This is a genomic window from Zoogloea sp. GDB6, from assembly GCF_056724105.1.
In genome coordinates, this window is record NZ_CM161497.1 from 772,453 (window position 1) to 795,088 (window position 22,636).

Sequence of the window (22,636 nt, forward strand, 5' to 3'; positions counted from 1 at the left end):
TGCAGCCCGTCGCCAGTAGGCGACGGGCCGTTCCGTTCGATAACAAGATCAACACAAGGAAGATCTCGCCATGACCGATAGGATCAAGTACCAGCTCGACGAAAGCCGCATGCCCAAGTCCTGGTACAACATCGCCGCCGACCTGCCGGTGCCCCTGCCGCCGCCGCTGCATCCCGGCACTCTGCAGCCCCTCGGTCCGTCCGATCTGGCGCCCCTGTTTCCGAATGCGATCATCGAGCAGGAAATGTCCACCGAGCGCTGGGTCGACATTCCCGAGCCGGTCCGTGAGGTGTTGTGCCAGTGGCGGCCGAGCCCGCTGTTCCGCGCCCGCCGCCTCGAGAAGCTCCTCGATACGCCGGCCAAGATCTACTACAAGTACGAAGGCGTGTCGCCGGCCGGCAGCCACAAGCCCAACTCTGCGGTGCCCCAGGCCTGGTACAACGCCCAGGAAGGGGTGAAGCGGCTGACCACCGAAACCGGTGCGGGGCAGTGGGGGTCGTCCCTGTCCTACGCCGGCGACCTGTTCGGGCTGGACGTGACGATCTTCCAGGTGCGCGTGTCCTACGACCAGAAGCCCTACCGCCGGGCCCTGATGGAAACCTGGGGCGGCCGCTGCGTGGCCTCGCCGTCCAATGAAACCGAGTACGGCCGCGCGGTGCTGGCCCAGTATCCGGACCACATCGGCTCCCTCGGCATCGCCATCTCCGAAGCCGTCGAAGTGGCGGCCAAGAACGACGACACCAAGTACGCCCTCGGCTCGGTGCTCAACCACGTGTTGCTGCACCAGACCATTGTCGGTGAAGAGGCGATCACCCAGCTGGAAATGGCCGGCGACGATCCGGACGTGGTGATCGGCTGTACCGGTGGTGGCTCCAACTTCGCTGGCATCGCCTTTCCGTTCATCGGCCTGCAGTTGCGCGGTGGTGCCAATGCCAAGAAGCGGCGCATCGTCGCGGTGGAGCCGTCGGCCTGTCCGTCCCTCAGCCGCGGCCAGTACGCCTACGATTTCGGCGATACGGGCCGTATGACGCCGCTGGTCAAGATGCACACGCTGGGCAGCGAATTCACGCCGCCGGGCCTGCACGCCGGCGGCCTGCGCTACCACGGCATGGCGCCGCTGGTCAGCCACGTGAAGGAACTGGGCCTGATCGAAGCGCGCAACTATCACCAGACCGCCTGTTTCGAGGCCGGCGTGATGTTTGCCCGCAGCGAGGGCATCGTGCCGGCGCCGGAGTCCAACCACGCGGTGCGCGCGGCGATCGACGAGGCCCTGCGCTGCAAGGCCGAAGGCAAGAGCGAGACGATCCTGTTCTGCCTGTCCGGCCACGGCCATTTCGACATGAGCGCCTATACCAACTACCTGTCCGGCAACCTGGTCGACCAGGACTACGACGAAGCAGAGTTGGCGATGGCGTTGTCGGGCTTGCCCAAGGTGGACTGACCCGGCCTGCCGGACGGATCTGCTCCATCCGGCACCTACGCCATGACGCCTGTCGATCCGCCGGGCTGGCATGCCCGCTCCCATCAGGAGGCCTTCGCGACCTTCCAGTCGAGCCCGGATGACGGGCTCGCCGAGGCGGTTGCTGCCGAGCGTCTGGGCGTCCACGGCCCCAATCGCATCGAGGCCCGGCCGGGGCGTGGGGCGGTGCTGCGCTTTGCGCTGCAGTTCCATCAGCCGCTGATCTACATCCTTATCGCCAGCGCGGCGATCGCCGCCTTCCTGCACGAGTGGGCCGACGCCGGCGTCATCTTCGGCGTGGTGCTGGTCAATGCGCTGATCGGTTTCATCCAGGAAGGGCGCGCCGAGGACGCGCTGGCGGCCTTGGCCCGCAGTGTCGCCAGCGAGGTGACGGTGCTGCGGGCCGGCCAGCGTCGGCGCCTGCCGGCGGCCGAACTGGTGCCGGGCGACGTGGTGTGGCTGGCCGCGGGTGACAAGGTACCGGCCGACCTGCGCCTGTTCGACACGCGCGCGCTGCAGATCACCGAGGCCTCGCTCACCGGCGAGTCCACGGCGGTGGGAAAGGGCGTCGAGCCGGTGCCGGCGGACAGCGGTCTGGCGGAGCGGAGCTGCATGGCTTTTGCCGGGACGCTGGTTGTCGCCGGTCAGGCAGCCGGGCTGGTGGTGGCCACCGGCCGCGGTACCGAGACCGGGCGCATCGCCGACATGCTGGAGCAGGCCGACACGCTGGCGACGCCGCTGACCCAGGCGATGGCGCGTTTTTCCAGTGCGCTGCTGGTACTGATCCTGGCACTGGCGGCACTGGGTTTCGTGGTCGGCAGCCTGCGCGGCGAACCCTGGCTCGACATGCTGATGGCAGCCGTGGCGCTGGCGGTCGGGGCGATTCCCGAAGGCCTGCCGGCGGCGGTGACGGTGACCCTGGCCATCGGCGTGGCGCGCATGGCCCGCCGCCGCGCGATCATCCGCCGTCTGCCGGCAGTGGAAACCCTCGGCAGCACGACGGTGATCTGCTCCGACAAGACCGGCACCCTCACCGAGAACCAGATGACCGTGCGTGCCGCCTTTGCTGGCGGCGGGCGTTACGACTTCAGCGGGGACGGCTATGCGCCGCGGGGCGCGGTGAGTGCCAACGGTACAGAACTGGCCGAGCCGCCAGCCGCCTTGCGCGAACTCCTGCTGGCTGGCGTGCTGTGCAACGACGCGGGTCTGCGGGAAGAGAGCGGCGACTGGCAGATCACCGGTGATCCCACCGAGGCGGCGCTATTGGTTGCGGCCCGCAAGGCCGGTCTCGACGAGGAGGCGCTGGGCATGGCGATGCCCCGGCTGGACGAGATCGCCTTCGATTCGGCGCGCCAGTTCATGGCCACGCTGCACCGCAGTGACGGAGGCTGCGTCGTCATGTTGAAAGGGGCGCCGGAAGTCGTGCTGCGCCGCTGTACGCACATGCTCGACGGCGACGGTAGCGTGATTCCGCTCGACGCGCAGGCCGTCCATGAGGTGGCGCGTGGCCTGGCCGCCGAAGGGTTACGGGTGCTGGCCTTCGCCTGTTTGCCGACTGCGGCGAAAACGCTGGACGAGACCACCCTGGCCGACGGCCTGTGCTTCCTCGGCCTGCAAGCGATGCTCGATCCGCCCCGACAGGCGGCGATCGGTGCCATCCGCGCGTGTCACCGGGCCGGCATTACGGTCAAGATGATCACCGGCGACCACGCGGTGACGGCGCTGGCGATCGCCCGCCAGTTGGGCCTGGTGGAGGAGGGCGCGCGGGCCCTGAGCGGCCGCGAACTGGCCCGGCTCGATGCGGACGGGCTGCGCGGCGTGGTGCGCGACGTCCATGTCTTCGCCCGCGTCGAGCCCGAGCAGAAGCTGCGTCTGGTACGGGCCCTGCAGGCCAACGGCGAAGTGGTGGCGATGACCGGCGACGGGGTGAACGACGCGCCGGCCCTGAAGGCTGCCGACATCGGCGTGGCGATGGGCGCAGGCGGTACCGAGGTCGCCAAGGAGGCCGCCGCGATGGTCCTCACCGACGACAACTTCGCCAGCATCGAGGCCGCGGTCGAGGAGGGGCGCGGCGTTTACGACAACTTGGTGAAGTTCATCATCTGGACCCTGCCGACCAATTTCGGCGAGGGGCTGGTGATTCTCTTTGCGGTGCTGGCCGGCGTGACACTGCCGATCACGCCGCTGCAGATACTGTGGATCAACATGACCACGGCGGTCTTGCTGGGCCTGGCGCTGGCCTTCGAGCCGATCCAGGGCGATGTGATGGGGCGCCCGCCACGCCCGCCCGGCACGCCCATCGTCGATCGTCTGCTGGTGCGGCGCATCGTGCTGGTCGGGGCCTTGCTGCTGGTGGCGTCCTTCGGCCTGTTCCTGCGCTGGCGGGGGCTGGGGGCGACGCTGGAGGAGGCGCGCACGGTGGCGGTCAATGTCTTCGTGGGCGGGGAGATCGCCTATCTCTTCAATTGCCGCAACCTGCGCGGTCCGTTCTGGCGCTGTGGATGGTTCTCCAACCCCTGGTTCTGGGCAGGGATCGTCGCGATGCTGGCCCTGCAGGGGCTATTCACGTGGCTGCCGGCGATGAACCGGGTTTTCGCGTCGGCGCCGCCGCCGGCTGCCGCGTGGGCAGAGATTGCCGCTGCTGCGGTGCTGATGGCGGTCATCGTCGGCCTGGAAAAAGGGTTCGTAAAAAAACACGGGGGCGAATGAACTCGCCCCCGTCATGCGTGCCTTGCCGCAAGGCTTCCGTTTCGTTCAGACGCGGAAGCGGCCGATCTGATCCTTCAGGCTGAAGGCGATCTTCTCCAGGCCGACCGCAGCATCGGCGGCACCGCGGATGTTCTCCGTGGTGCTTTCCACCATCGTCGAGATTTCCTCGACACGTTGCGCGATGGAAGTGCTGGCGGCACTCTGTTCCCGCGTCGCGTCGGCGATCTCGCGGACTCGTTCGAGGGTCTGGCGGGCGCCGCTCTCGATGGCGTGCAGGGCCTCGGCGGCTGATGCGGCCAGCGCGACGCCCTGATCCACTTCGGGCAGCGCGGCGTTCATCGCCTCGACGGCGCTGCTGGTGTCGCTCTGGATGCCGGCGATCATCTGCTCGATCTCGGTGGTGGCCGAGGAGGTCCGTTCGGCCAGCTTGCGCACCTCGTCGGCGACCACTGCGAAGCCGCGGCCCTGCTCACCCGCGCGGGCGGCTTCGATGGCCGCGTTGAGCGCCAGCAGGTTGGTCTGGCCGGCGATTTCCTTGATCACGTTGGCGATCGACGAGACCTGCCCGATGCGCTCTTCCAGGGCCAGGATGCGCCCGGAGGCGCTGGTGACGGTTTCCGACATCTTGCGGATCGCGCCGGCCGCCTGGTCCACCCGCTGGCTGCCTTCGGCGGCCAGGCGCATCGCCTCCTGGGAGTTCTCTTCGGTTTCCAGCGCGCTGGCCGAAATGTGGCTGGAGCTGACGGTCAGCTCCTCCATCGCGGCGGCCATCGACGTGGTGGCATCGGACTGTCGTTCGGCTGCTTCGGCAACCTCGCTCGACACGCGGCTGATGTGGTCGGCGTTATGCACCAGTTGATTGGCCCCGCTGTTGATCTCACCCATCATGCTGCGCAGAGCGCTGACCATGGTGTCGAGGGCGCCGAGCATGCTGCCGCTCTGAACGGTTCCAAGGTTGGCGGTCAAGTCGCCTTGGGCGGCGCGCTGCATCACCGCGGTGGCCTCGGTTGGTTCGCCGCCGAGCTGGCTGGTGACACTGGTGCTGACACGCCAGCCGACGATGCCGAGCAAGGCCAGCAGAGCGAGCGAGATGCTGCCAAGCAGGCCGGCGATGGAGCGGAACTGGCTGTCCACATCATCCACATAGATGCCGGTACCCAGCACCCAGCCCCACGGGGCAAACGGGGCTGCGTAGGACAGCTTCGGTTGCGGCGTGGTCTCGCCGGCCTTCGGATACCAGTAATCCACAAAGCCACCGCCCGCGGTGGCGACCCTGACCATCTCCGTGATCATTGTCTTGCCGTTGGTATCCTTCAGACCGCTGGCATCGGTACCTTCCCGTTCCGGCTTGGGGGGCAGCATCACGTAGTGGCTGCGATTGTCGACGATGAACAGGTAGTTGTTGCCGGCATAGCGGACGTTGCGCAGGGCGTCCTTGGCGGCCTTTTGCGCGTCGGCTTCGCTGAGGGTGCCGGCTTGGGAGAGCTTGTGATAATGGTCGACGACGCCCAGACCACTTTCCACAAGGTATTGGGTCTGTAATTTGCGGTCGTCCATCATGCTGTTGTGTAGGTGGGCCAGGCTCACGGCGCACAAGGCGACCAGGCCGAGCAGGGTCAAGGCGACAAGTAGCCGCATGCGCGTGGCGACGCGCAGGTTTTTCAGTTTCATGATGGATCCTCTCCTCAAACCTGATTTGCTCAGGTGCCGCCGGTTTATGTAGGGATACCGGCTGACCGATGTTGTATATATCTGCTCTTGTTTACGGCTTGTGTGTCCAATTTCTTGACAGAATCCGCGCAGCTGGCTGATTGAGCGTTGGGAGCGGCTTCAAAGCGTCGGCGCTCCCCTGTACGCAGAAACCCAGTAAAATCCGCGCTTTGCCCAAATTCGCGCGGCGCTCGCCGCGGAGACTCCATGTCCGTCCAAAAACCGACTTTCCAGCAGATCATCCTGCGTCTCTCGAACTTCTGGGCCGAGCACGGCTGCACCCTGCTCCAGCCCTACGACATCGAGGTCGGCGCCGGCACCTTCCACACGGCGACCTTCCTGCGCGCCATCGGCCCGGAACACTGGAATGCCGCCTACGTTCAGCCGTCCCGGCGCCCGAAAGACGGCCGCTACGGCGAGAACCCCAACCGGCTGCAGCACTATTACCAGTATCAGGTGGTGCTCAAGCCGTCGCCGGCCAACATCCAGGAGCTCTACATCGACAGCCTGCGTGCGCTGGGCATCGATCCCAACGCCCACGACATCCGCTTCGTCGAGGACGACTGGGAGTCGCCCACGCTGGGCGCCTGGGGGCTGGGTTGGGAAGTCTGGCTGGATGGCATGGAGGTCACCCAGTTCACCTACTTCCAGGAAGTCGGTTCCCTGTCCTGCCGGCCGGTGCTGGGCGAGATCACCTACGGTCTCGAGCGCCTGGCCATGTACCTGCAGGGCGTCGAGAACGTCTATGACCTGGTGTGGTCGATCGGCCCGGACGGTACGCCGGTGACCTACGGCAATGTCTATCACCAGAACGAGGTGGAGCAATCCACCTACAACTTCGAGCATTCCAACGTGGAATGGCTGTTCCGCCTGTTCGGCGAGTACGAAGGCGAGGCCAAGCGCCTGCTGGCCGTACCGCTGGTGCTGCCGGCCTTCGAGATGGTCATGAAGTGCTCCCACACCTTCAACCTGCTCGACGCCCGTGGGGCGATCTCCGTCACCGAGCGCGCCGCCTATATCGGCCGCGTGCGTGCGCTGGCCCGTGAAGTGGCCCAGGCCTATTACAACTCCCGCGAAGCCCTCGGCTTCCCGATGCTGAAGAAGGAGGCCGCGTGATGACCGGCGCGACCCTGCTCGTTGAACTGCTGACCGAAGAACTCCCCCCCAAGGCCCTACCCAAGCTCGGCCAGGCCTTCTCCAACGGTATCGTCGCCGGCCTGCGCGCCCGCGGCCTGGCAGCGGCCGATGGCACCTTCCGCTGGTTCGCCACGCCGCGCCGGCTGGCGGTGACCATCGCCCACGTGCTGCCCGAGGCGGCCGCCAAGGACGTTACCGAGAAGATCATGCCGGTGTCCGTGGCGCTGACCGCCGACGGCCAGCCGACTCCGGCGTTGACCAAGAAGCTGGAAGCCAAGGGCATCCCGCTGTCCGCCGTGGCGAGCTTCGAGCGCCGCCTGGACGGCAAGGCCGAAGCGCTGTTCCACACTGCTACCGTGGCCGGCGCCAAGCTGGCCGACGTGCTGGCCGGTATCGTACAGGATGCGCTGAAGCAGCTGCCGATTCCCAAGGTCATGCGCTGGGGCGACGGCGATGCGACCTTTGTGCGTCCCGCCCACAAGCTGACCATGCTGCACGGCGCCGACGTGGTGCCCGGTTCGGTGCTCGACATCCAGTCTGGCCGCACGACCCGTGGCCACCGCTTCATGAGCAAGGGCGACATCGAGATCGCCACCGCCGATGCCTACGAGCCGACCCTGTTGGCCGAAGGCAAGATCATTCCCGACTTTGCCGAGCGCCGCGCCAACATCGAGAAGCAGCTGGTGTCGGAAGCCGGCCGCCAGCACGCCACGCTGGGCGAGTATGCCGACCTGCTGGATGAGGTGAGTGCGCTGGTCGAACATCCGACTGTTTACGTCGGCGAGTTCGAGGCCGAATTCCTGGCCGTGCCGCAGGAATGCCTGATCCTGACGATGCGGGCCAACCAGAAGTACTTCCCGCTGTTCGACCCGTCCGGCAAGCTGCTCAATCGCTTCCTGATCGTCTCCAACATGGAGCTGGCCGATCCGACCAACATCATCGCCGGCAACCAGCGCGTGGTGCGTCCGCGCCTGTCCGACGCGCGCTTCTTCTTCGAGCAGGACATCAAGGCCGGCCTCACGCCGCGCGTTGTCAAGCTCGGCTCGGTGGTCTACCACAACAAGCTGGGCTCTCTCGGCGACCGCGTCGAGCGCCTGTCCGCAGTGGCCCGCAAGGTCGCCGGCCTGCTGGGCGCCGACGAGAACCAGGCCAACCGCGCCGCGCTGCTGTCCAAGGCCGACCTGCTGACCGACATGGTCGGCGAGTTCCCCGAGCTGCAGGGCACCATGGGCCGCTACTACGCACTGGCCGAAGGCGCCGCGCCGGTGGTCGCCGAGGCCATCGAACAGCACTACCGTCCGCGTTTCGCCGGCGACGCGCTGCCCGACAGCAACATCGGCCGTGCGCTGGCGCTGGCCGACAAGCTCGACGCGCTGGTCGGCTTCTTCGGCATCGGCCAGATCCCGACTGGCGACAAGGACCCGTTCGGCCTGCGCCGTGCGGCCCTGGGCGTGCTGCGAATCCTGATGGAAGCGCCGCTGCCTCTCGACCTGGCCGAGCTGATCAAGGTCTCCGTGGCGGCCTTCACCCCGGGCGTGCTGACCGCCGAGGTGGATGGCCCGCTGTATGACTTCATCCTCGAGCGCCTGCGCAACACCCTGCGCGACGCTGGTCATGCTCAGGACGTCGTGGACGCGGTGCTGGCCCTCAAGCCGACCCGCATCGATCTGGTCGTACCGAAACTCGAAGCCGTCGTGGCCTTCCAGCAACTGCCGGAAGCGGCTGCGCTGGCCGCCGCCAACAAGCGGATCGTCAACATCCTCAAGAAGGCCGAGGGTCCGATCGGCGAACCCGATGTGGCGCTGCTGGTGGAGGAGGCCGAGAAGGCCTTGTTCCACGCCATCGTCGAAGTCGCGCCGCTGGCCCGTTCCCACTTCCAGAACGAGGCCTATACCGACGCGTTGCGCGTCCTCGCCGGCCTGCGTGCGGCGGTGGACCGCTTCTTCGACGAGGTGATGGTGATGGCCGAGGAGCCGCTGGTGCGTCAGAACCGCCTGGCTTTGCTGAACCAGCTGGCCGGCCTGATGAATCAGGTGGCCGACATCTCCCGTCTGTCTGCCTGAGGAAGCCTGTCCATGAAGCTGATCGTGCTCGACCGGGACGGGGTCATCAATTTCGACTCCGACCAGTTCATCAAGTCACCTGAGGAATGGAAGCCGATTCCCGGCTCCCTGGAAGCCATTGCCCGCCTCAACGAGGCGGGCTGGCGGGTGGTGGTGGCCTCTAACCAATCGGGGGTCGGGCGCGGCCTTTTCGACATGGACACCCTCAACGCCATCAACGAGAAGATGACCAAGGCCCTGGCTCAGGTCGGCGGCCGGCTGGACGGGATCTTCTTCTGCCCGCATCCGGCGGACTCCACCTGCGAGTGCCGCAAGCCCAAGCCGGGCATGTTCATCCAGATCTCCGAGCGTTTCAACGTGGATCTGACCGGCATGCCGGTGGTCGGCGACAGCCTGCGCGACCTGCAGGCCGGCGTCGCGGTGGGCTGCAAGCCCTACCTCGTGCTGACCGGAAAGGGGGTCAAGACCAAGGTCGATCCGGCGCTGCCCGAGGGCACCGAAATCCATCCCGATCTGGCGGCCGTTGTCGCGCAGCTTACCGCCTGAAGGTGTTCGTTCCGTGGTTCTGATCCGCAATCTGTTGTTCATGCTGGCCCTGGGCATCTTCACCCCGTTGTATGCGGTGATTGCCATGGCGACCTTCCCCTTCGGGCCGAAAACCCGCCACAAGATCATCCGTGGCTGGCCGCGCATCATGGGCTGGGTCATCAAGCACGTGCTGGGGATTCCCTACCGCCTGATTGGCGCCGAGAACATTCCGGCCAAGGGCCCAGCCATCGTGGTGTCCAAGCACATGTCGGCCTGGGAAACCATCATGCTGCAGGACATCTTTCCGCCGATGGTCTTCGTCATGAAGAAGGAAATCCACAAGGTGCCCTTCTTCGGTTGGGGCATCGCCCAGATGCCGATGATCGCCATCGACCGGGCCGCCGGAAAGGATGCGCTGGCGCAGGTGGAGGCGCAGGGGCGCGAGCGCCTGGCCGATGGCCTGTGGGTGACGATCTTCCCGGAAGGCACCCGCGTCGCGCCAGGCAGCAAGAAGCGTTACAAGGCAGGCGGTTCCTGGTTGGCCGCGCAGACCGGCACGCCGGTGGTGCCGGTGGCCCACAATGCCGGTGAGTTCTGGCCGCGCAATGCCTTCTTCAAGCGCCCGGGCGAAGTGGTGGTGAGCGTCGGGCCGGTGATCGACACTACCGGACTGTCCGCCGACCAGATCAACGCCCTTGCCGAGAAGTGGATCGAGGCCGAGATGCGTCGCCTGTTCCCGCACCATTACCGCGGCCATTCCCGTAAGGAGGCGGTCCAGGCGTGACGGCACCGGCGGTCGAGACCCGCGAGATCGTCCTCAACGGTCAGCGGATCGTCTATCGGCTGCGGCGCAGCGTGCGCAAGACCCTCGGGCTGCGCATCGACGATCGTGGCCTGACTGTCGGCGTCCCGCAGCGGGTATTGCTGCGGGATGTGGAGGCCTTCATCCGCAGCCATTCGGACTGGGTGATAGACAAGTTGCACCACCGGCCGCTGGCCACCCCGCGGCCAGCCTTTGTGCCGGAGGACGGGGCGGTGCTGCCGCTGCTCGGCGACACCTGGCATCTCCGCCTCGGGCGTGGCAATAACCGGGTCCTGTGGCACGAATCCGGACCTGAGCGTGTTCTCGAGTTGGCCCTGCGCAGCGGCGGCGATGCCCGCCAGCTACTGTTGCGTGGCTTGCAGCAGCGCGGATTGGAGTTGTTTTCCAACCGGGTCGAGGAGTTCTGCCTCCGCCTCGGGCGCCCGATACCCGCCGTGGGGCTGACCAATGCGCGCACGCGCTGGGGCAGTTGCAGCAGCCGCAGTGGCATCCGCCTGCACTGGCGGCTGATCCATCTGCCGCTGGGGCTGATCGACTACGTGGTGGCCCACGAGGTCGCCCATCTGGTCGAGATGAACCACTCGCCGCGCTTCTGGTCCGTAGTGGAGTCTTTATATCCCGATCACCTCGCCGCCCGCCAAGCGCTCCGTCAGGTGGCGGCATCCCTTCCGTACATTTGAACAGAGGAGAACTCCATGCGCCTTCTGCACACCATGCTCCGGGTCGTCGATCTCGACCGCTCCATCGCCTTTTACACCGAAGTGCTCGGCATGCGCCTGCTGCGCCGTCACGACTATCCGGAAGGCAAGTTCACGCTGGCTTTCGTCGGCTACCAGGATGAGTCGGAAGGGGCGGTCATCGAGCTGACCCACAACTGGGGCGTCGAGTCCTACGAACTCGGCACGGCCTACGGCCACATCGCACTGGAAGTGCCTGATGCCTACGCCGCCTGTGAGGCGATCAAGGCGCGCGGCGGCAAGGTCGTCCGCGAGGCTGGCCCGATGAAGCACGGCACGACGGTGATCGCTTTCGTCGAAGACCCGGACGGCTACAAGGTCGAACTGATCCAGGCCCGGAGCTGAGTGGATTACCTGGGCGGGAGACCGAAGGCTTCCCGCAGCGCGACCAGTTCCTGGTGCAATTCGGCGAGGATGGCCGGCGCATCGGCCAACTGCTTCTCACGACCCAGTCGCTCCAGTTGCTGGGCCTTGGCCTGGGCCCGTTCGGCGCAGAAATTGGAAACCGCCCCCTTCAGCGCGTGGGCCGCGTTATAGAGCGCCTCGGCATCGCCGGCGGCTACGGCGGCATCCACAGTGGTCACCATGCGCGCTTCGTCTTCGGCATACATCTCGATCAGCTGATCCAGCAGCTCTGCGTCGTCACCCAGGTTGGCGAGTACTCTCTCGCGATCGAAGATGGGAGCGCCACTCGGAGTCGCTTCGGTGCTCGGGAGCGGGGCCGGATCGCCGTGCCCGACGTTGTTGATCAGCACTTCGACCAGATCGGGGGCATGGACCGGCTTTGAGAGGTAACCGTCCATGCCGGCTTCCAGGCAGCGTTCCCGGTCGCCTTTCATGGCGTGGGCGGTCATGGCGATGATGGGGGTGCGGGACATACCGGCAGTTTCTCTTTCTCGTATCCGGGCGGTAGCTTCGAAGCCGCCGAGGACGGGCATCTGGACATCCATCAGGATGATGTCGAAATGTCCGTGGGCATGCAGTTCGACGGCTTCCGCGCCGTTGTTGGCGACCTCGACCTGGTGTCCGAGTTTCTCGAGCAGGCGCAGCGCGAGGGTCTGGTTCACGATGTTGTCCTCGGCGAGCAGAATGCGCAACTGCCGTCGTTGCTCACGCAGGCTATGGCGCGTGATCAGGCTGCGGTCGTGCTCTTGCGCATCGACGGATTCGATCGACAGCAGTATGGCGTTCAGCAGGTCGGAGGCTTGTACCGGCATCGGCAGGTAGGCAGACATCCCCAACTCCCGGCAGCGGGCGCCGTCGCCGCGCCGGCCTTCCCCGGCCAGCATGATGATGCAGGGTTGCTGCTGGGTGACCCGCCGGATGTCCCGGACTAGTTCGAAGCCCTCGGCGTCGGGGAGTTGCGTGCTGACGATGACAACCCGGAAGGGATGGCCGTTGCTACTGGCCTCGGCCAGTTCGCGCCGGGTGCTGGCCGCATCGGGCATGGCCAGCGGCGCCATCCGCCACTGTTCGAGCAGTTCTACCAGCATAGCCCGTTCCGCCGGGTTATCCACTGCGACGAGTACCGGCAGGTTGTCCAGGTGGGCTTCGTCGTCGATCGCCGCGGCCTGCTGTCCATGATCGAAATGGGCGGTGAAGTGGAAGGTGCTGCCGTTGCCGGGTGTGCTTTCCACTCCGATGTGGCCACCCATCGCCTGAACCAGTTGGGCGCTGATCGTCAGGCCTAGCCCGGTACCCCCGTAGCGGCGTGTCGTGGAGGTGTCGGCCTGGGAGAAGGCGTCGAAGATCAGGCTCTGCTTTTCGGCCGGGATGCCGACACCCGTGTCGCGAACGCGGAAATGGATGGCGGCCTGGCCGTTGCCGCCGGCCTGGCCGGGCTGGACGATCAGTTGCACGCTGCCAGCCGTCGTGAACTTGATGCCGTTGGACAGCAGGTTGATCAGTACCTGGCGCAGGCGGTGCGGGTCGCCCACCAGGGCATCGGGGACGTCAGGGGAAACCTGGGCGGTGAGCTGCAGGTCCTTTTCGGCGGCTCGCTGCTGCAGCGTGCGTACGGCCAGCGCTACGCAGTCGCGCAGGCTGAAGTCGATATGCTCGAAATCCAGCTTGCCGGCTTCGATCTTCGAGAAGTCCAGAATGTCGTTGATGATGCCCAGCAGCGCGTTGGCCGAACTCTTCACCAACTGCAGGTATTCCCGCTGTTCGTCGTCGAGCTGTGTGTCGAGGGCCAGGTCGGTCATGCCGAGGATGGCGTTCATCGGGGTCCGGATCTCGTGGCTCATGTTGGCCAGGAAGTCGCTCTTCGAGCGGCTGTTGGCCTCGGCTGCCTCCTTGGCCTCGCGCATGTAGGCCTCGGCCGCCTTGCGCTCGCCGATGTCCCGCAGGTAGGCTGTGACGAGCCGCTGGCCGTTGCTTTCCACGGCGACCAGGGCCACTTCCACCGGAAACTCGTCGCCACCTTTGCGCATGGCGATGCCTTCGATGCGCTGACTGGTGTGCTCAGGGCGGGGGTCGGTGAGCTGTCTGGTGAGCTCGATGTCATAGGTGTCCCGCAGGCGTTCGGGGAACAGCAGCCGGGCATAGGGCTGGTGCAGCACCTCGCTGCGACGGTAGCCAAAAGTGCGCTCTGCGGCGGGGTTGAACTCGATGATGTTTCCTTCGCCGTCCACCGTGATGATGCAGTCCAGTGCCGCTTCGGTAATTGCCCGGTTGCGGGACTCGCTGGCGCTGAGGGCCGCCTGGCCATCGAAAAGACGAATGGAGGTCCAGTTCAGGGCATCCACCAGCTTGTGGATCTCGCGGATGCTGCCAGGCTCGGCCAGTAGTGCGCCCTGGTTGTTCTCGAGGGATTCCGCAAAATGGGCGGCACGTTCGAGACTGCGCAGTGGCCTGCGCAGGAAGTACAGGATGGCCAGCGTGGCGGCGAGCAGCGTCAGCAGGCTGGCCAGCGCACTGTCCTCGATGATGTGCTTGAAGCTCTCCTCTGCGGCTACCGGCTTCATCTCGACGCGCAGCCAGCCGAGCGGGGCATGCTCGCCGATGGCCGACCAGGAGAGGATCGTCCGCTGTGCCCGGGGCTGAGGGGCGCTCGCCTGCCGGTTGTCCGTCGGCAGGAGCAGTGGTGTGGTGGCCATGGTTTCGGCCTCCATGGGGGCATCTTCGTGCTTCCGTGCGGCGCTGGCGATCGGGACGCCCTGGCGGTCGGTCACGGTGACCCGCAGGATGCTAGGGGAGGGCCGGAGCTGCAGCAGGCGGGACAGGATCTGCGGGGCATCGCCGGTTGCTACGTAGGGTTCGAGGGCTGTGGCCATCTGCTGCCCGAGCTCGTCCCCATGGCGGCGTTCGAGACGCTCCACGTAAGTGGCCTGCCCGGTGCCGACATAGAGGGAGTAGGCACCGATCGACAGGGTCAGCAGCAGCGCGAACAGAAAGGTGAGTTGCTGGCCGAGGGAGCGTAGGCCGAGGCGGGATGCCAGGGCGTGAAACGGGGCGTTCATTCCTGATCTTGGTATCGCTCGCGAATGGCCAGCACTGCGGGCCATTGTTCCAGGAGAGCATCGACGCAGACAGGGTCGAAGTGCGTACCGCGCCCTTCCTTGAGCAGGCTCACCGCCCGATCCAGTTCCCAGGCCGGTTTGTAGGGGCGTGCGGAGGTCAGGGCATCGAACACGTCGGCAACCGCGACGATGCGCCCGCTCAGTGGAATTGCCTCACCCGCCAAGCCGGACGGATAGCCGCTGCCGTCGAATTTCTCATGGTGGTTGAGGGCGATCTCGGCGGCCATCTGGATCATCGGTGAACTGGAGCCGTTGAGAATGTCGTGTCCGATGGTCGCGTGGCGGCGCATGATGACCATCTCGTCGTCGGTCAGGCGGCCGGGTTTCAGCAGAATGTGATCCGGCGTGCCGACCTTGCCCACGTCGTGCATTGGCGCGGCGCTGAGCAGGCGTTCGCAATACTCCGCGTCCAGCCCGATCTGGCGGGCGATCAGTTCTGAGTAATGGGCCATGCGCAGAATGTGGGCGCCGGTTTCAGGGTCCCGGTATTCGGCTGCACGCGCGAGCCGGGTGACCGTCTCCCGCTCGCGGGCGACGATTTCTGCAGTCTTGCGCGTGACCGCAGCGATGAGGTCCTTGTTCCAGTCGCGCATGCGCTTGTGGCTTTCGCGCAGGGCCAGCATGGTCCGTACGCGGGGGTCGAATTCGTGGCGGTCGATGGGTTTGGTCAGGAAATCGTTGGCGCCGGCGGCCAGGCTCTGGTAACGGACTTCTTTCTCATGGGCTGCAGTCACCATCAGGATCGGGACCGCGTCGGCCGGATGGCGCCGGCGGACAGTCTCGATGAATTCGATGCCGTTGATGTCGGGCATCATGTAATCGACGATGATCAGGTCCGGTTCGTTTTCCCCGCACCACTGCAGGCCCTCGACTGGCGAGACGAAGGCGTGGAGTTCAGTGCCGGCGGGAGTCAGTTTGCGTACCAGAGCCTGGATCAGAGTGAGATTTACGGGGGTGTCGTCGATGATGACTATGGCCATGGGGGCTCCGCGGGGGGCGCTGCGCTATGGTAAAGCGCGTACATGAAGTGATATCGGTCAAAGTCCGGGGAAATTGAGTGCCCCGGTTCTTGGGCGCGCTGCGCCTGACCCGCTATGTTGCACGTACTACCTGCGCCATGGTCTCGAAACCCATGTCGTAGAGTCGTTGCAGTAGCGGCGCCATACGTTCGAGCGTCATGATCAGCATGCCGAGACCGACTGTGAGGGTAATCGGAAATCCGATGGCAAAGAGATTGAGTTGAGGTGCCGCCTTGGTGAGGATGCCGAGAGCGATGTTGGTGATCAAGAGTGCTGTGACGATGGGCAGTGCCATCAGCACGCCACTGCCGAAAATGACACTGCCGGAGCGGGCCAGCAACAGCCAGCCTTCGCTATGGACAGGGGTGGCGGCAATGGGCAGCCACTCGAAGCTGCGGGCCAGCGCGTCCACCAGCAGCAGGTGACCGTTGAGGGCCAGGAAGATCAGCGAGGACGTCAGGGTCAGGAACTGGCTGACGACGGCTGTCTGGCCGCCTGCCGTCGGATCGAAGAAGGTCGCGAACGACAGGCCCATCTGCAGGCTGACGAGTTCGCCCATCACTTCGAGGGCCGCCAATACGATGCGCATGCTCAGCCCCATCGCCAGGCCGATGAGGGTTTGCTGGCCGATGATCAGCAGACCGTCCCAGGAGCCCAACGGCACGCTGGGTGCAGCGGGGAGCGCCGGAGCCAGGCCGATGGCAATGGCAAGCCCTGTCATCAGCCGTATGCGCCGCGGCATCCCGTCGTTACCGAAGATCGGAGCCATGCTCACCAGCCCGAGGATGCGGGCCAGCGGGTAGGCCAGCACGGCCAGCCACGCATCGAGTTGGGCTGAGGTGATGGACAACATCGCTTGCAGAGCTGGCGTCAGCCGATCAGCGTGGGGATACTGTCGAACAGGCGGCGGATGAAGTCGGTCATCATCGTGATCATCCACGGGCCCGCCAGTACCAGGGTGATGAAGGTGGCGATCAGCTTGGGTACGAAGGACAGGGTTTGTTCGTTGATCTGTGTGGCGGCCTGGAAGATCGATACGATCAGGCCGGTGACGAGGGCGGCGATGAACAGCGGGGCCGATACCAGCAGGGTGAGCTCCAGGGCTTGCCGGCCCAGATCGATGACGGTGGTGGGGGTCATGGTGGAATCCTTGCTCAGCCGAAGCTACGTACCAGCGAGCCGATCAGCAGATCCCAGCCGTCCACTAGCACGAAAAGCATGATCTTGAAGGGGAGTGAGACCGTGGCTGGGCTCATCATCATCATACCCATCGACATCAGCACGGAGGCGACCACCATGTCGATGATCAGGAAGGGGATGAAGACGATGAAGCCGATCTGGAAGGCGGTCTTTAGCTCGGAGGTGACGAAAGCCGGGATGACGACGCGCATCGGCAGATCCTCCGCCTTCTCTACGCGTGGCGTCTTGGCGAGCTTGGCGAACAGGTTCAGATCCGGTTCACGGACCTGTGCGAGCATGAAGGCCTTGACTGGTACGGTGGCACGGTCGAGGGCGTCGTTGAAGGTGATGCGGTTTTCCGACAGGGGGACCCAGGCTTCGGTGTAAACCTTGTCCGCGACCGGCGACATGATGAAGAAGGTCAGGAACAGGGACAGGCCGATCATCACCTGGTTGGGCGGTGAGGTCTGCGTGCCGAGCGCATGGCGCAGCAGGGACATGACGATGATGATGCGTGTGAAGCAGGTCATCATCAGCACCATGGCCGGCAGGAAGCTCAGGGAGGTGAGCAGCAGCAGGGTCTGGATCGACAGGCTGTACTGGGTGCCGCCACTACCGGCCGGAGTGCTGGTGAGGGCCGGCATGGCCTGGGCGAGGACCGGCAGGGGAGCGAACAGGCACAGTGGTGCGAGGCGGCGCAGCAGCAGCAAGGTACGGTTCACGGCCGGCGCTCCAGGGTCTGCTTCAGCCAGGTCTGGAAATCCTTGCCGCCGGAGAGCAAGGTCGTTTCACCTGTGGCTGGAGGCAGTTCGGCTGCGTCAAGGGTGTGTAGCGTGTTGACCTGTCCCGGGGCGACACCGAGGACAAGCACCTTGCCCGCGACTTCCACCAGTACGACCCGCTCCCGCGGGCCGACGGGGGCTGCACCGCGTATCTTCAGCAGGTTGGCGCCTCCGGCGGCACCTGCTCCGAAGCGCTTGAGGAAGAGCAGCGTGGCGTACAGCAGCCCGAGAATCAGGGCGAGGCCGAGGAACATCTGAAGAACACTGCCGGCAACGTCCATGGTGCTGTCGGCAGCCAGGGCAAACGTGCTCGGAGCCAGCAGGCCGATGGAGGCGAGCGTGGTGGGGCGCATGGTGGGTCGATACACGATGGGGAGGCTAATAAACGAGCTTAGAGGGGGCTGGCTCGAAACGAAGTCCGGATTAGGCGCCCAAAACGGTATTTTTTCATGCTTTTCAGTTCATGCGGCTGAACCGCATGCTATGCCTATACTCAAACCGAGCATAACGTCCTGGAGGTGTGATCATGTTGCTCTGGCATCGTGACATCCAGCCCAAGGCTGGCGCGTCTGAAGGAAAGGTGGAAGCAGTCGAGTCTTCCGCAGGTTATGAAGCCAAGCGCCAGCGTGCGCTGCAGATCCTGGGCGAACGCTGGTTGCTCCACCGCGCCAATGCGCCCGACCGTCAACCGGTGCGTTCCGTGCTGTCCCGTCTGCACGGGGATGCCGCGATTCCCTGACAGGTTATTGCCGAAAGGAAGAAAAATACCGGCCTCCGGGGCCGGTATTGTAGCTACCCTCGTCCGTACGATCAGTGGCGCAATTTGCGGATGCGTTCCGCGGGCGTGATGATGTCGGTCAGACGAATACCGAACTTGTCATTCACCACCACCACTTCGCCCTGGGCGATCAAGGTTCCGTTGACGAGCACGTCCATCGGCTCGCCGGCCAGACCGTCGAGTTCGACCACCGAGCCGTGGGCGAGCTGCAGCAGGTTGCGGATTGCGATCTTGGTGCGTCCCAGTTCCACGGTGAGCTGCACCGGGATGTCCAGGATCATGTCGTAATCGTTGATCGAGCCCGACTTGGGGCCTGATTGGCCGAAGTCAGGAAACAACTGGCTCGCCGGCTTGGCCTGGTAGGGGGATTCGTCGGCGAGGTCGGGCTGTGCCGGGTCGGTGAGACCTTCGGCGGCAGCCTGCTCCTGCATGGCGGCAGCCCAATCGTCGTCGCTGATCTGGTTGTCGTCGTCTGGGGTGTCTGTTTCTGACATCTCGTGCTCCTAGCCCTTCGGGGCGACTTCTTCTTCCTGCGCCAGGAAACGCTCCACCTTGAGGGCGTATTGGCCGCGCTGTACGCCGTAGTGGCATTCCATGAATGGGATGCCGTCCACTTCGGCCTGGATCAGGGGTGGGATCGTCAGCGGAATGACGTCACCGGGTTTCATGTTGACGATGTCCCCGAGGGTCACCCTGGTGTGGCCAAGGCGTGCCGTCAGGGTTACTTCGGCGCTTTGCAATTGCTTGCCCATCATGCTGACCCAGCGGTTGTCCTGGGTGATGTGGTCGCTCTGCATCGTCGAATAGAGGGTTTCGCGGATCGGTTCCAGCATCGAGTACGGGAAGCAGAAATGCATTTCCGCCTGCGAACCGCCGAACTCCAGCGTGAACGATGCGGCTACGACGATCTCGCTGGGTGTCGCGATGTTGGCGAACTGGGGGTTCATTTCCGAGCGAACGTACTCGAACTCCAGTTTCTTGACCGGTAGCCAGGCCTTTTCGTACTCGGTGAAGGCTACTTTCAGCAGGCCCTGGATGATCCGCTGCTCGGTGGGCGTGAAATCGCGCCCTTCGACACGGGTGTGAAAGCGCCCGTCGCCGCCGAACAGGTTATCCACCACCAGGAAGACCAGGTTCGGGTCGAGGACGATCAGCCCGGTTCCGCGCAGCGGTTTGGCAACGAAGAGGTTGAGGTTGGTCGGGACCACCAGGTTGCGCACGAATTCGCTGAATTTCTGGACCTTGATCGGCCCGACCGAGACTTCGACGTTGCGGTGCATGTAGGAGAACAGTCCGACCCGCAGGTAGCGGGCGAAGCGCTCATTGATGAGCTCCATCGTGGGCATGCGCCCACGGACGATGCGCTCCTGGGTGGCGAGGTTGTAGTCCCGCACCCCTCCCGCATGTTCTTCCGCGTGGTCGGCTTCTTCACTCTCCCCCGTGACGCCCTTCAGCAGGGCATCCACTTCTTCCTGGGAGAGAAAATCCTGGGCCATGATGAAACCCCGTTACTGCACGATGAACTGGTTGAACAGGACGGCCAGCACGGGGCCGTCGTCTTCAGGACGGTTGCGCTTGTTCTTCTTTTTCGGGTTGGGGGAGTAGCCGAGTACGTCGTTGGCTTCATCCCGGACCTCGTCGGCCAGTTGTTCCTTGCCTTCCGATGCGGCCAGTTCGGAGGGTTTCTTGGAAGACAGCAGCATGACGATGCGGTGCTTCAGCTCCGGCATATAGAGCTTCAATGAATCGCCGATCTTGGCATCCGAAACGCGCAGCACCATTGTAGCTTGCAGGAAGTGTTCGCCCTCTTCCGGTGCCAGGTTGACGGTGAACTGCTCCAGTGGAACGAAAACCGGCGGATGTGAGGGGTCGACCTTGACCTTCGGCGGTTCGTGCGCGGTTTCCTCCTCGCCTTCTTCCCCGTCCGCGTGCTTCTTCTTGCCCAGCAGCATGAATGCGCCGCCGCCGGCAATCGCCAGGATCAGCACTGCCGCGATGATGACGATCAGTTTCTTCTTGCCACCCTTGGCGGGCGCTTCGCCTTCGGCGGCTTCCGCCTTGGTAGGTGCTTTCGACATGCTGGAACGCTCCTTATCTCACTGCATTGTTATCCATCACGTCCACCCGCCAAGCTGGAAATAGGGGCGTGATCGCCCGCCATTTACCTCATTTCAGGCAAACGTGTCTACCAGACCGTCCCCACGGCGGACCCATTGTGGAGCGCTCACGCGGGACATCGATCCGTCGTCGGTGCCGCGCTGGCCGCCCCAGGCATTGCCCCGCCGGCCGTCGCCGGAATTGTTCGACTGGCCCGAGGTACCGACATCGGTCTGACCGAGATTGATCCCGCTTTGCTCGAGGAGTTCGCGCAGGCGGGGCAGGCTCTGTTCGATCAGTTCCCGGGCCGCGGGGGTCGCTGCCACGAATTGTGCACTGGTCTGGTCGCCGCTGACAGTGATCGATACTTCGATCTTGCCCAGTTGCGGTGGTGTGAGGGTGAGTTGGGCGTGGCTTTCCTCGTGTCCGACCATCCAGCTGACGCGACTGCCGACCTCTTCGGGCCAGCCCGGACTTCCGGCCGGGGTGGCTACATGCAGCGGAACGGGGGATGTGGCCGGTGCGGCCGATTCTCCACGCAGATTGGCGAGGGCTGCGGCGTGAATGCCGGCAAAGTTGTTGGTCAGCGTGCTTTCTCCGGCGAGATCCGGATGTTTGCCGGCAGCCTCGCCCGCAGCGGCAAGTTTTGCCGTGGTGTCGGTAAGCGCTGCCTCCAGGGTGGTGCTGCCTTGGCCTTGAGCCGGGTTGGCCAGTGTCTGGCGGCTGAGGGACGAATCGGCGAGATCCAGGCTTGCGTGGCGACGCTCACCCGTACCGTCGAGGGCCGTTTCATCAGCGCTCCGTTCGCCAGCGAGTGTGACTGTATTGGTCGATGTCGCCGGGTGCTCTCCTGCGGCGAGGAACGCGGCGAGTGCCGCGTCGGCCGCCGGCTGCGATTCAGTGGTGGGGGTGTTGTCGTCGCTGCGGCGGGTGGATGGTGCATTCACGCCAGGGGGGAGCAGACTGCCAAGGAGGACCGTCGTGTCCGGGGAGGGCGCTTGCGCATCGGCCGCGGGAGCGTTTTCCTTGGTCGAGTCCACTGTTAATGCCGCCTCGCTGTCCGTGCTCTTGCCACCGCTTGCTTTGCCGGCGGATGTGGCATCCAGTGTGCTGGAGGGATGGGTGTTTACGAAGGCGAGCACACCATCAAGGTCCGGGGGGGCTGCACCCGTTGTGTCGGAGGACTGGGTGTCGCGGTCCAGGCGGTGGCGGGTAGAGGGGGCGTTCGTGCTGGAGGTGATCAGGCCGCCAAGGAGGACTGCCATGTCCGGGGAGGGCGTTTGCGCATCGTCCGCTGATGCGCCTTCCTTGGCCGAGTCCGCCTCTGACGCAGCCCTGCTGTCCGTGGGCTTGCCGTCGCTTGCCTTGCCGGTGGACGTGGTGGGAGTTGGATCCGTTGTGCCGGAGGTCTGGGTGTCGCGGTCGATATGGCGCTGCAGTTCGCGCGAGAAACCCGTATCGGCTGCGTCTGTGCCGGATGTCGTGGCGTTGTCGCCACGCGCGGAGTCCGCGCTCTTGGCGGCGCTGGAAATGTTCGCGAGAGGATTCAAAGCCGGACCGGACATGATGTTGTTCCTACGGAGGATGCAGACACCACCAGTGCAGCAAGCGGCATGCCAGCTACTGGTCTGCCGTTGATCCGTCGTCCTGATTCCGATCGCGGAACTGTTTGGCGGCGTGTTCGTCGGTCAGCTTCTGCTCCTGCCGGGCTTCCTTGCGGGCCTGCTGGCTCTGGTGGCGCTGGGACAGGGTGTCGAAGGCCTTGACCTTGTTGCGCTGGTCCACCCAGGCCTGCTGCCCTTGCTCGACACGCTGACGGGAGTCAGCCACCACCCGCTGCTGGACGGTGATTGCATCGTCCAGCTTGAGGAGGAAAGCGCTGTAGTTGCGCCAGGCATCAGGGCCGATGCCGTTACGTGCGGCCTCGACGAAGCGGGTCTGATATTCCTTGCGGTAGTCCACCAGAAGGGAGAGTTTCTCCTCGACAGCGCGTTCGCTGGCGATCAACTCGCCCAGCTTGCGCGCAGCCTCGTCCATCCGGTTGTTGGCCAAGTCCAGCAAGGTTTGCAGCGGGAAAGGCTCGGACATTTTCAG

Annotated in this window: 21 protein-coding genes; 9 read left to right on the top strand and 12 right to left on the bottom strand. The window is 65.0% G+C overall.

Annotated features, from left to right (window positions below; genetic code table 11):
- The first annotated feature begins 70 nt into the window (after positions 1–70).
- Both AC1PQG_RS03500 and AC1PQG_RS03505 read left to right on the top strand, forming a co-directional pair.
- Positions 71–1,441 carry a TrpB-like pyridoxal phosphate-dependent enzyme gene (locus AC1PQG_RS03500; protein WP_481121285.1) on the top strand — a complete coding sequence of 457 codons (1,371 nt, stop codon included), beginning with the start codon at positions 71–73 and terminating at the stop codon, positions 1,439–1,441.
- Positions 1,442–1,483: 42 nt separating this feature from the next.
- Entirely contained in the window at positions 1,484–4,168 is a 2,685-nt protein-coding gene (locus AC1PQG_RS03505) for an HAD-IC family P-type ATPase (RefSeq protein WP_481121286.1), read from the top strand.
- Positions 4,169–4,213: 45 nt separating this feature from the next.
- Here the strand turns inward: AC1PQG_RS03505 and AC1PQG_RS03510 are convergent, their stop codons facing one another.
- Entirely contained in the window at positions 4,214–5,839 is a 1,626-nt protein-coding gene (locus tag AC1PQG_RS03510) for a methyl-accepting chemotaxis protein (protein ID WP_481121287.1), read from the bottom strand.
- Between the two features lie 246 nt (positions 5,840–6,085).
- On the opposite strand from AC1PQG_RS03510, the gene glyQ reads away from it, so the two are divergent.
- Genes glyQ through gloA form a run of 6 tightly spaced genes read left to right on the top strand, consistent with a single transcriptional unit; the run spans position 6,086 to position 11,511 of the window.
- Complete coding sequence (gene glyQ / locus AC1PQG_RS03515) at positions 6,086–6,994, top strand: glycine--tRNA ligase subunit alpha (protein WP_481121288.1); 909 nt, start codon at positions 6,086–6,088, stop codon at positions 6,992–6,994.
- Positions 6,994–9,078 carry a glycine--tRNA ligase subunit beta gene (glyS, locus tag AC1PQG_RS03520; RefSeq protein WP_481121289.1) on the top strand — a complete coding sequence of 695 codons (2,085 nt, stop codon included), beginning with the start codon at positions 6,994–6,996 and terminating at the stop codon, positions 9,076–9,078. The genes glyQ and glyS overlap by 1 nt, the downstream gene beginning before the upstream one ends.
- A gap of 12 nt (positions 9,079–9,090) precedes the next feature.
- The gene (gene gmhB / locus AC1PQG_RS03525; protein ID WP_481121290.1) at positions 9,091–9,624 is read left to right on the top strand and encodes a D-glycero-beta-D-manno-heptose 1,7-bisphosphate 7-phosphatase; all 534 of its coding nucleotides are present in this window, start codon (positions 9,091–9,093) and stop codon (positions 9,622–9,624) included.
- Positions 9,625–9,637: 13 nt separating this feature from the next.
- Complete coding sequence (locus AC1PQG_RS03530; protein WP_481121291.1) at positions 9,638–10,390, top strand: lysophospholipid acyltransferase family protein; 753 nt, start codon at positions 9,638–9,640, stop codon at positions 10,388–10,390.
- On the top strand, positions 10,387–11,109 hold the full coding sequence (locus AC1PQG_RS03535; RefSeq protein WP_481121292.1) for a M48 family metallopeptidase: 723 nt from the start codon (positions 10,387–10,389) through the stop codon (positions 11,107–11,109). The genes AC1PQG_RS03530 and AC1PQG_RS03535 overlap by 4 nt, the downstream gene beginning before the upstream one ends.
- 15 nt (positions 11,110–11,124) lie before the next feature.
- Positions 11,125–11,511, top strand: a complete 387-nt coding sequence (gene gloA, locus AC1PQG_RS03540) for a lactoylglutathione lyase (RefSeq protein ID WP_481121293.1) — start codon at positions 11,125–11,127, stop codon at positions 11,509–11,511.
- Between the two features lie 5 nt (positions 11,512–11,516).
- On the opposite strand, the gene AC1PQG_RS03545 is transcribed toward gloA, so the two are convergent.
- The 6 genes from AC1PQG_RS03545 to fliO all read right to left on the bottom strand — a co-directional run bounded on the left by AC1PQG_RS03545 (position 11,517) and on the right by fliO (position 18,020).
- Complete coding sequence (locus AC1PQG_RS03545) at positions 11,517–14,627, bottom strand: hybrid sensor histidine kinase/response regulator (protein ID WP_481121294.1); 3,111 nt, start codon at positions 14,625–14,627, stop codon at positions 11,517–11,519.
- Positions 14,624–15,667: an HD domain-containing phosphohydrolase gene (locus tag AC1PQG_RS03550; RefSeq protein ID WP_481121295.1), complete on the bottom strand. Its 1,044-nt coding sequence runs from the start codon at positions 15,665–15,667 to the stop codon at positions 14,624–14,626. Before AC1PQG_RS03550 ends, AC1PQG_RS03545 begins: the two co-directional genes overlap by 4 nt.
- A 112-nt stretch (positions 15,668–15,779) precedes the next feature.
- Positions 15,780–16,559, bottom strand: coding sequence for a flagellar biosynthetic protein FliR (gene fliR / locus AC1PQG_RS03555; RefSeq protein ID WP_481121296.1), 780 nt, complete (start codon positions 16,557–16,559; stop codon positions 15,780–15,782).
- A gap of 17 nt (positions 16,560–16,576) precedes the next feature.
- Positions 16,577–16,846 (bottom strand): flagellar biosynthesis protein FliQ, encoded by a 270-nt coding sequence (fliQ, locus tag AC1PQG_RS03560; RefSeq protein WP_374485440.1) that lies wholly within the window; start codon positions 16,844–16,846, stop codon positions 16,577–16,579.
- 14 nt (positions 16,847–16,860) lie between these two features.
- Positions 16,861–17,607 (bottom strand): flagellar type III secretion system pore protein FliP, encoded by a 747-nt coding sequence (gene fliP, locus AC1PQG_RS03565; RefSeq protein WP_481121297.1) that lies wholly within the window; start codon positions 17,605–17,607, stop codon positions 16,861–16,863.
- A complete protein-coding gene (gene fliO / locus AC1PQG_RS03570; protein WP_481115620.1) occupies positions 17,604–18,020 on the bottom strand; it encodes a flagellar biosynthetic protein FliO in 417 nt (138 codons plus the stop codon). Before fliO ends, fliP begins: the two co-directional genes overlap by 4 nt.
- 173 nt (positions 18,021–18,193) lie before the next feature.
- Between fliO and AC1PQG_RS03575 the strand changes: the two genes are divergently transcribed.
- The gene (locus AC1PQG_RS03575) at positions 18,194–18,406 is read left to right on the top strand and encodes a hypothetical protein (RefSeq protein WP_481121298.1); all 213 of its coding nucleotides are present in this window, start codon (positions 18,194–18,196) and stop codon (positions 18,404–18,406) included.
- 71 nt (positions 18,407–18,477) lie between these two features.
- On the opposite strand, the gene fliN is transcribed toward AC1PQG_RS03575, so the two are convergent.
- The 5 genes from fliN to fliJ form a co-directional block, all read right to left on the bottom strand.
- Positions 18,478–18,939, bottom strand: coding sequence for a flagellar motor switch protein FliN (fliN, locus tag AC1PQG_RS03580; protein ID WP_481121299.1), 462 nt, complete (start codon positions 18,937–18,939; stop codon positions 18,478–18,480).
- Positions 18,940–18,948: 9 nt separating this feature from the next.
- Entirely contained in the window at positions 18,949–19,941 is a 993-nt protein-coding gene (gene fliM / locus AC1PQG_RS03585) for a flagellar motor switch protein FliM (protein ID WP_481115618.1), read from the bottom strand.
- A gap of 12 nt (positions 19,942–19,953) precedes the next feature.
- Positions 19,954–20,523 carry a flagellar basal body-associated FliL family protein gene (locus tag AC1PQG_RS03590; protein ID WP_481121300.1) on the bottom strand — a complete coding sequence of 190 codons (570 nt, stop codon included), beginning with the start codon at positions 20,521–20,523 and terminating at the stop codon, positions 19,954–19,956.
- 93 nt (positions 20,524–20,616) lie between these two features.
- Positions 20,617–22,107, bottom strand: a complete 1,491-nt coding sequence (locus tag AC1PQG_RS03595) for a flagellar hook-length control protein FliK (RefSeq protein WP_481121301.1) — start codon at positions 22,105–22,107, stop codon at positions 20,617–20,619.
- A gap of 55 nt (positions 22,108–22,162) precedes the next feature.
- Entirely contained in the window at positions 22,163–22,630 is a 468-nt protein-coding gene (fliJ, locus tag AC1PQG_RS03600; RefSeq protein WP_481121302.1) for a flagellar export protein FliJ, read from the bottom strand.
- Positions 22,631–22,636 lie beyond the last annotated feature (6 nt).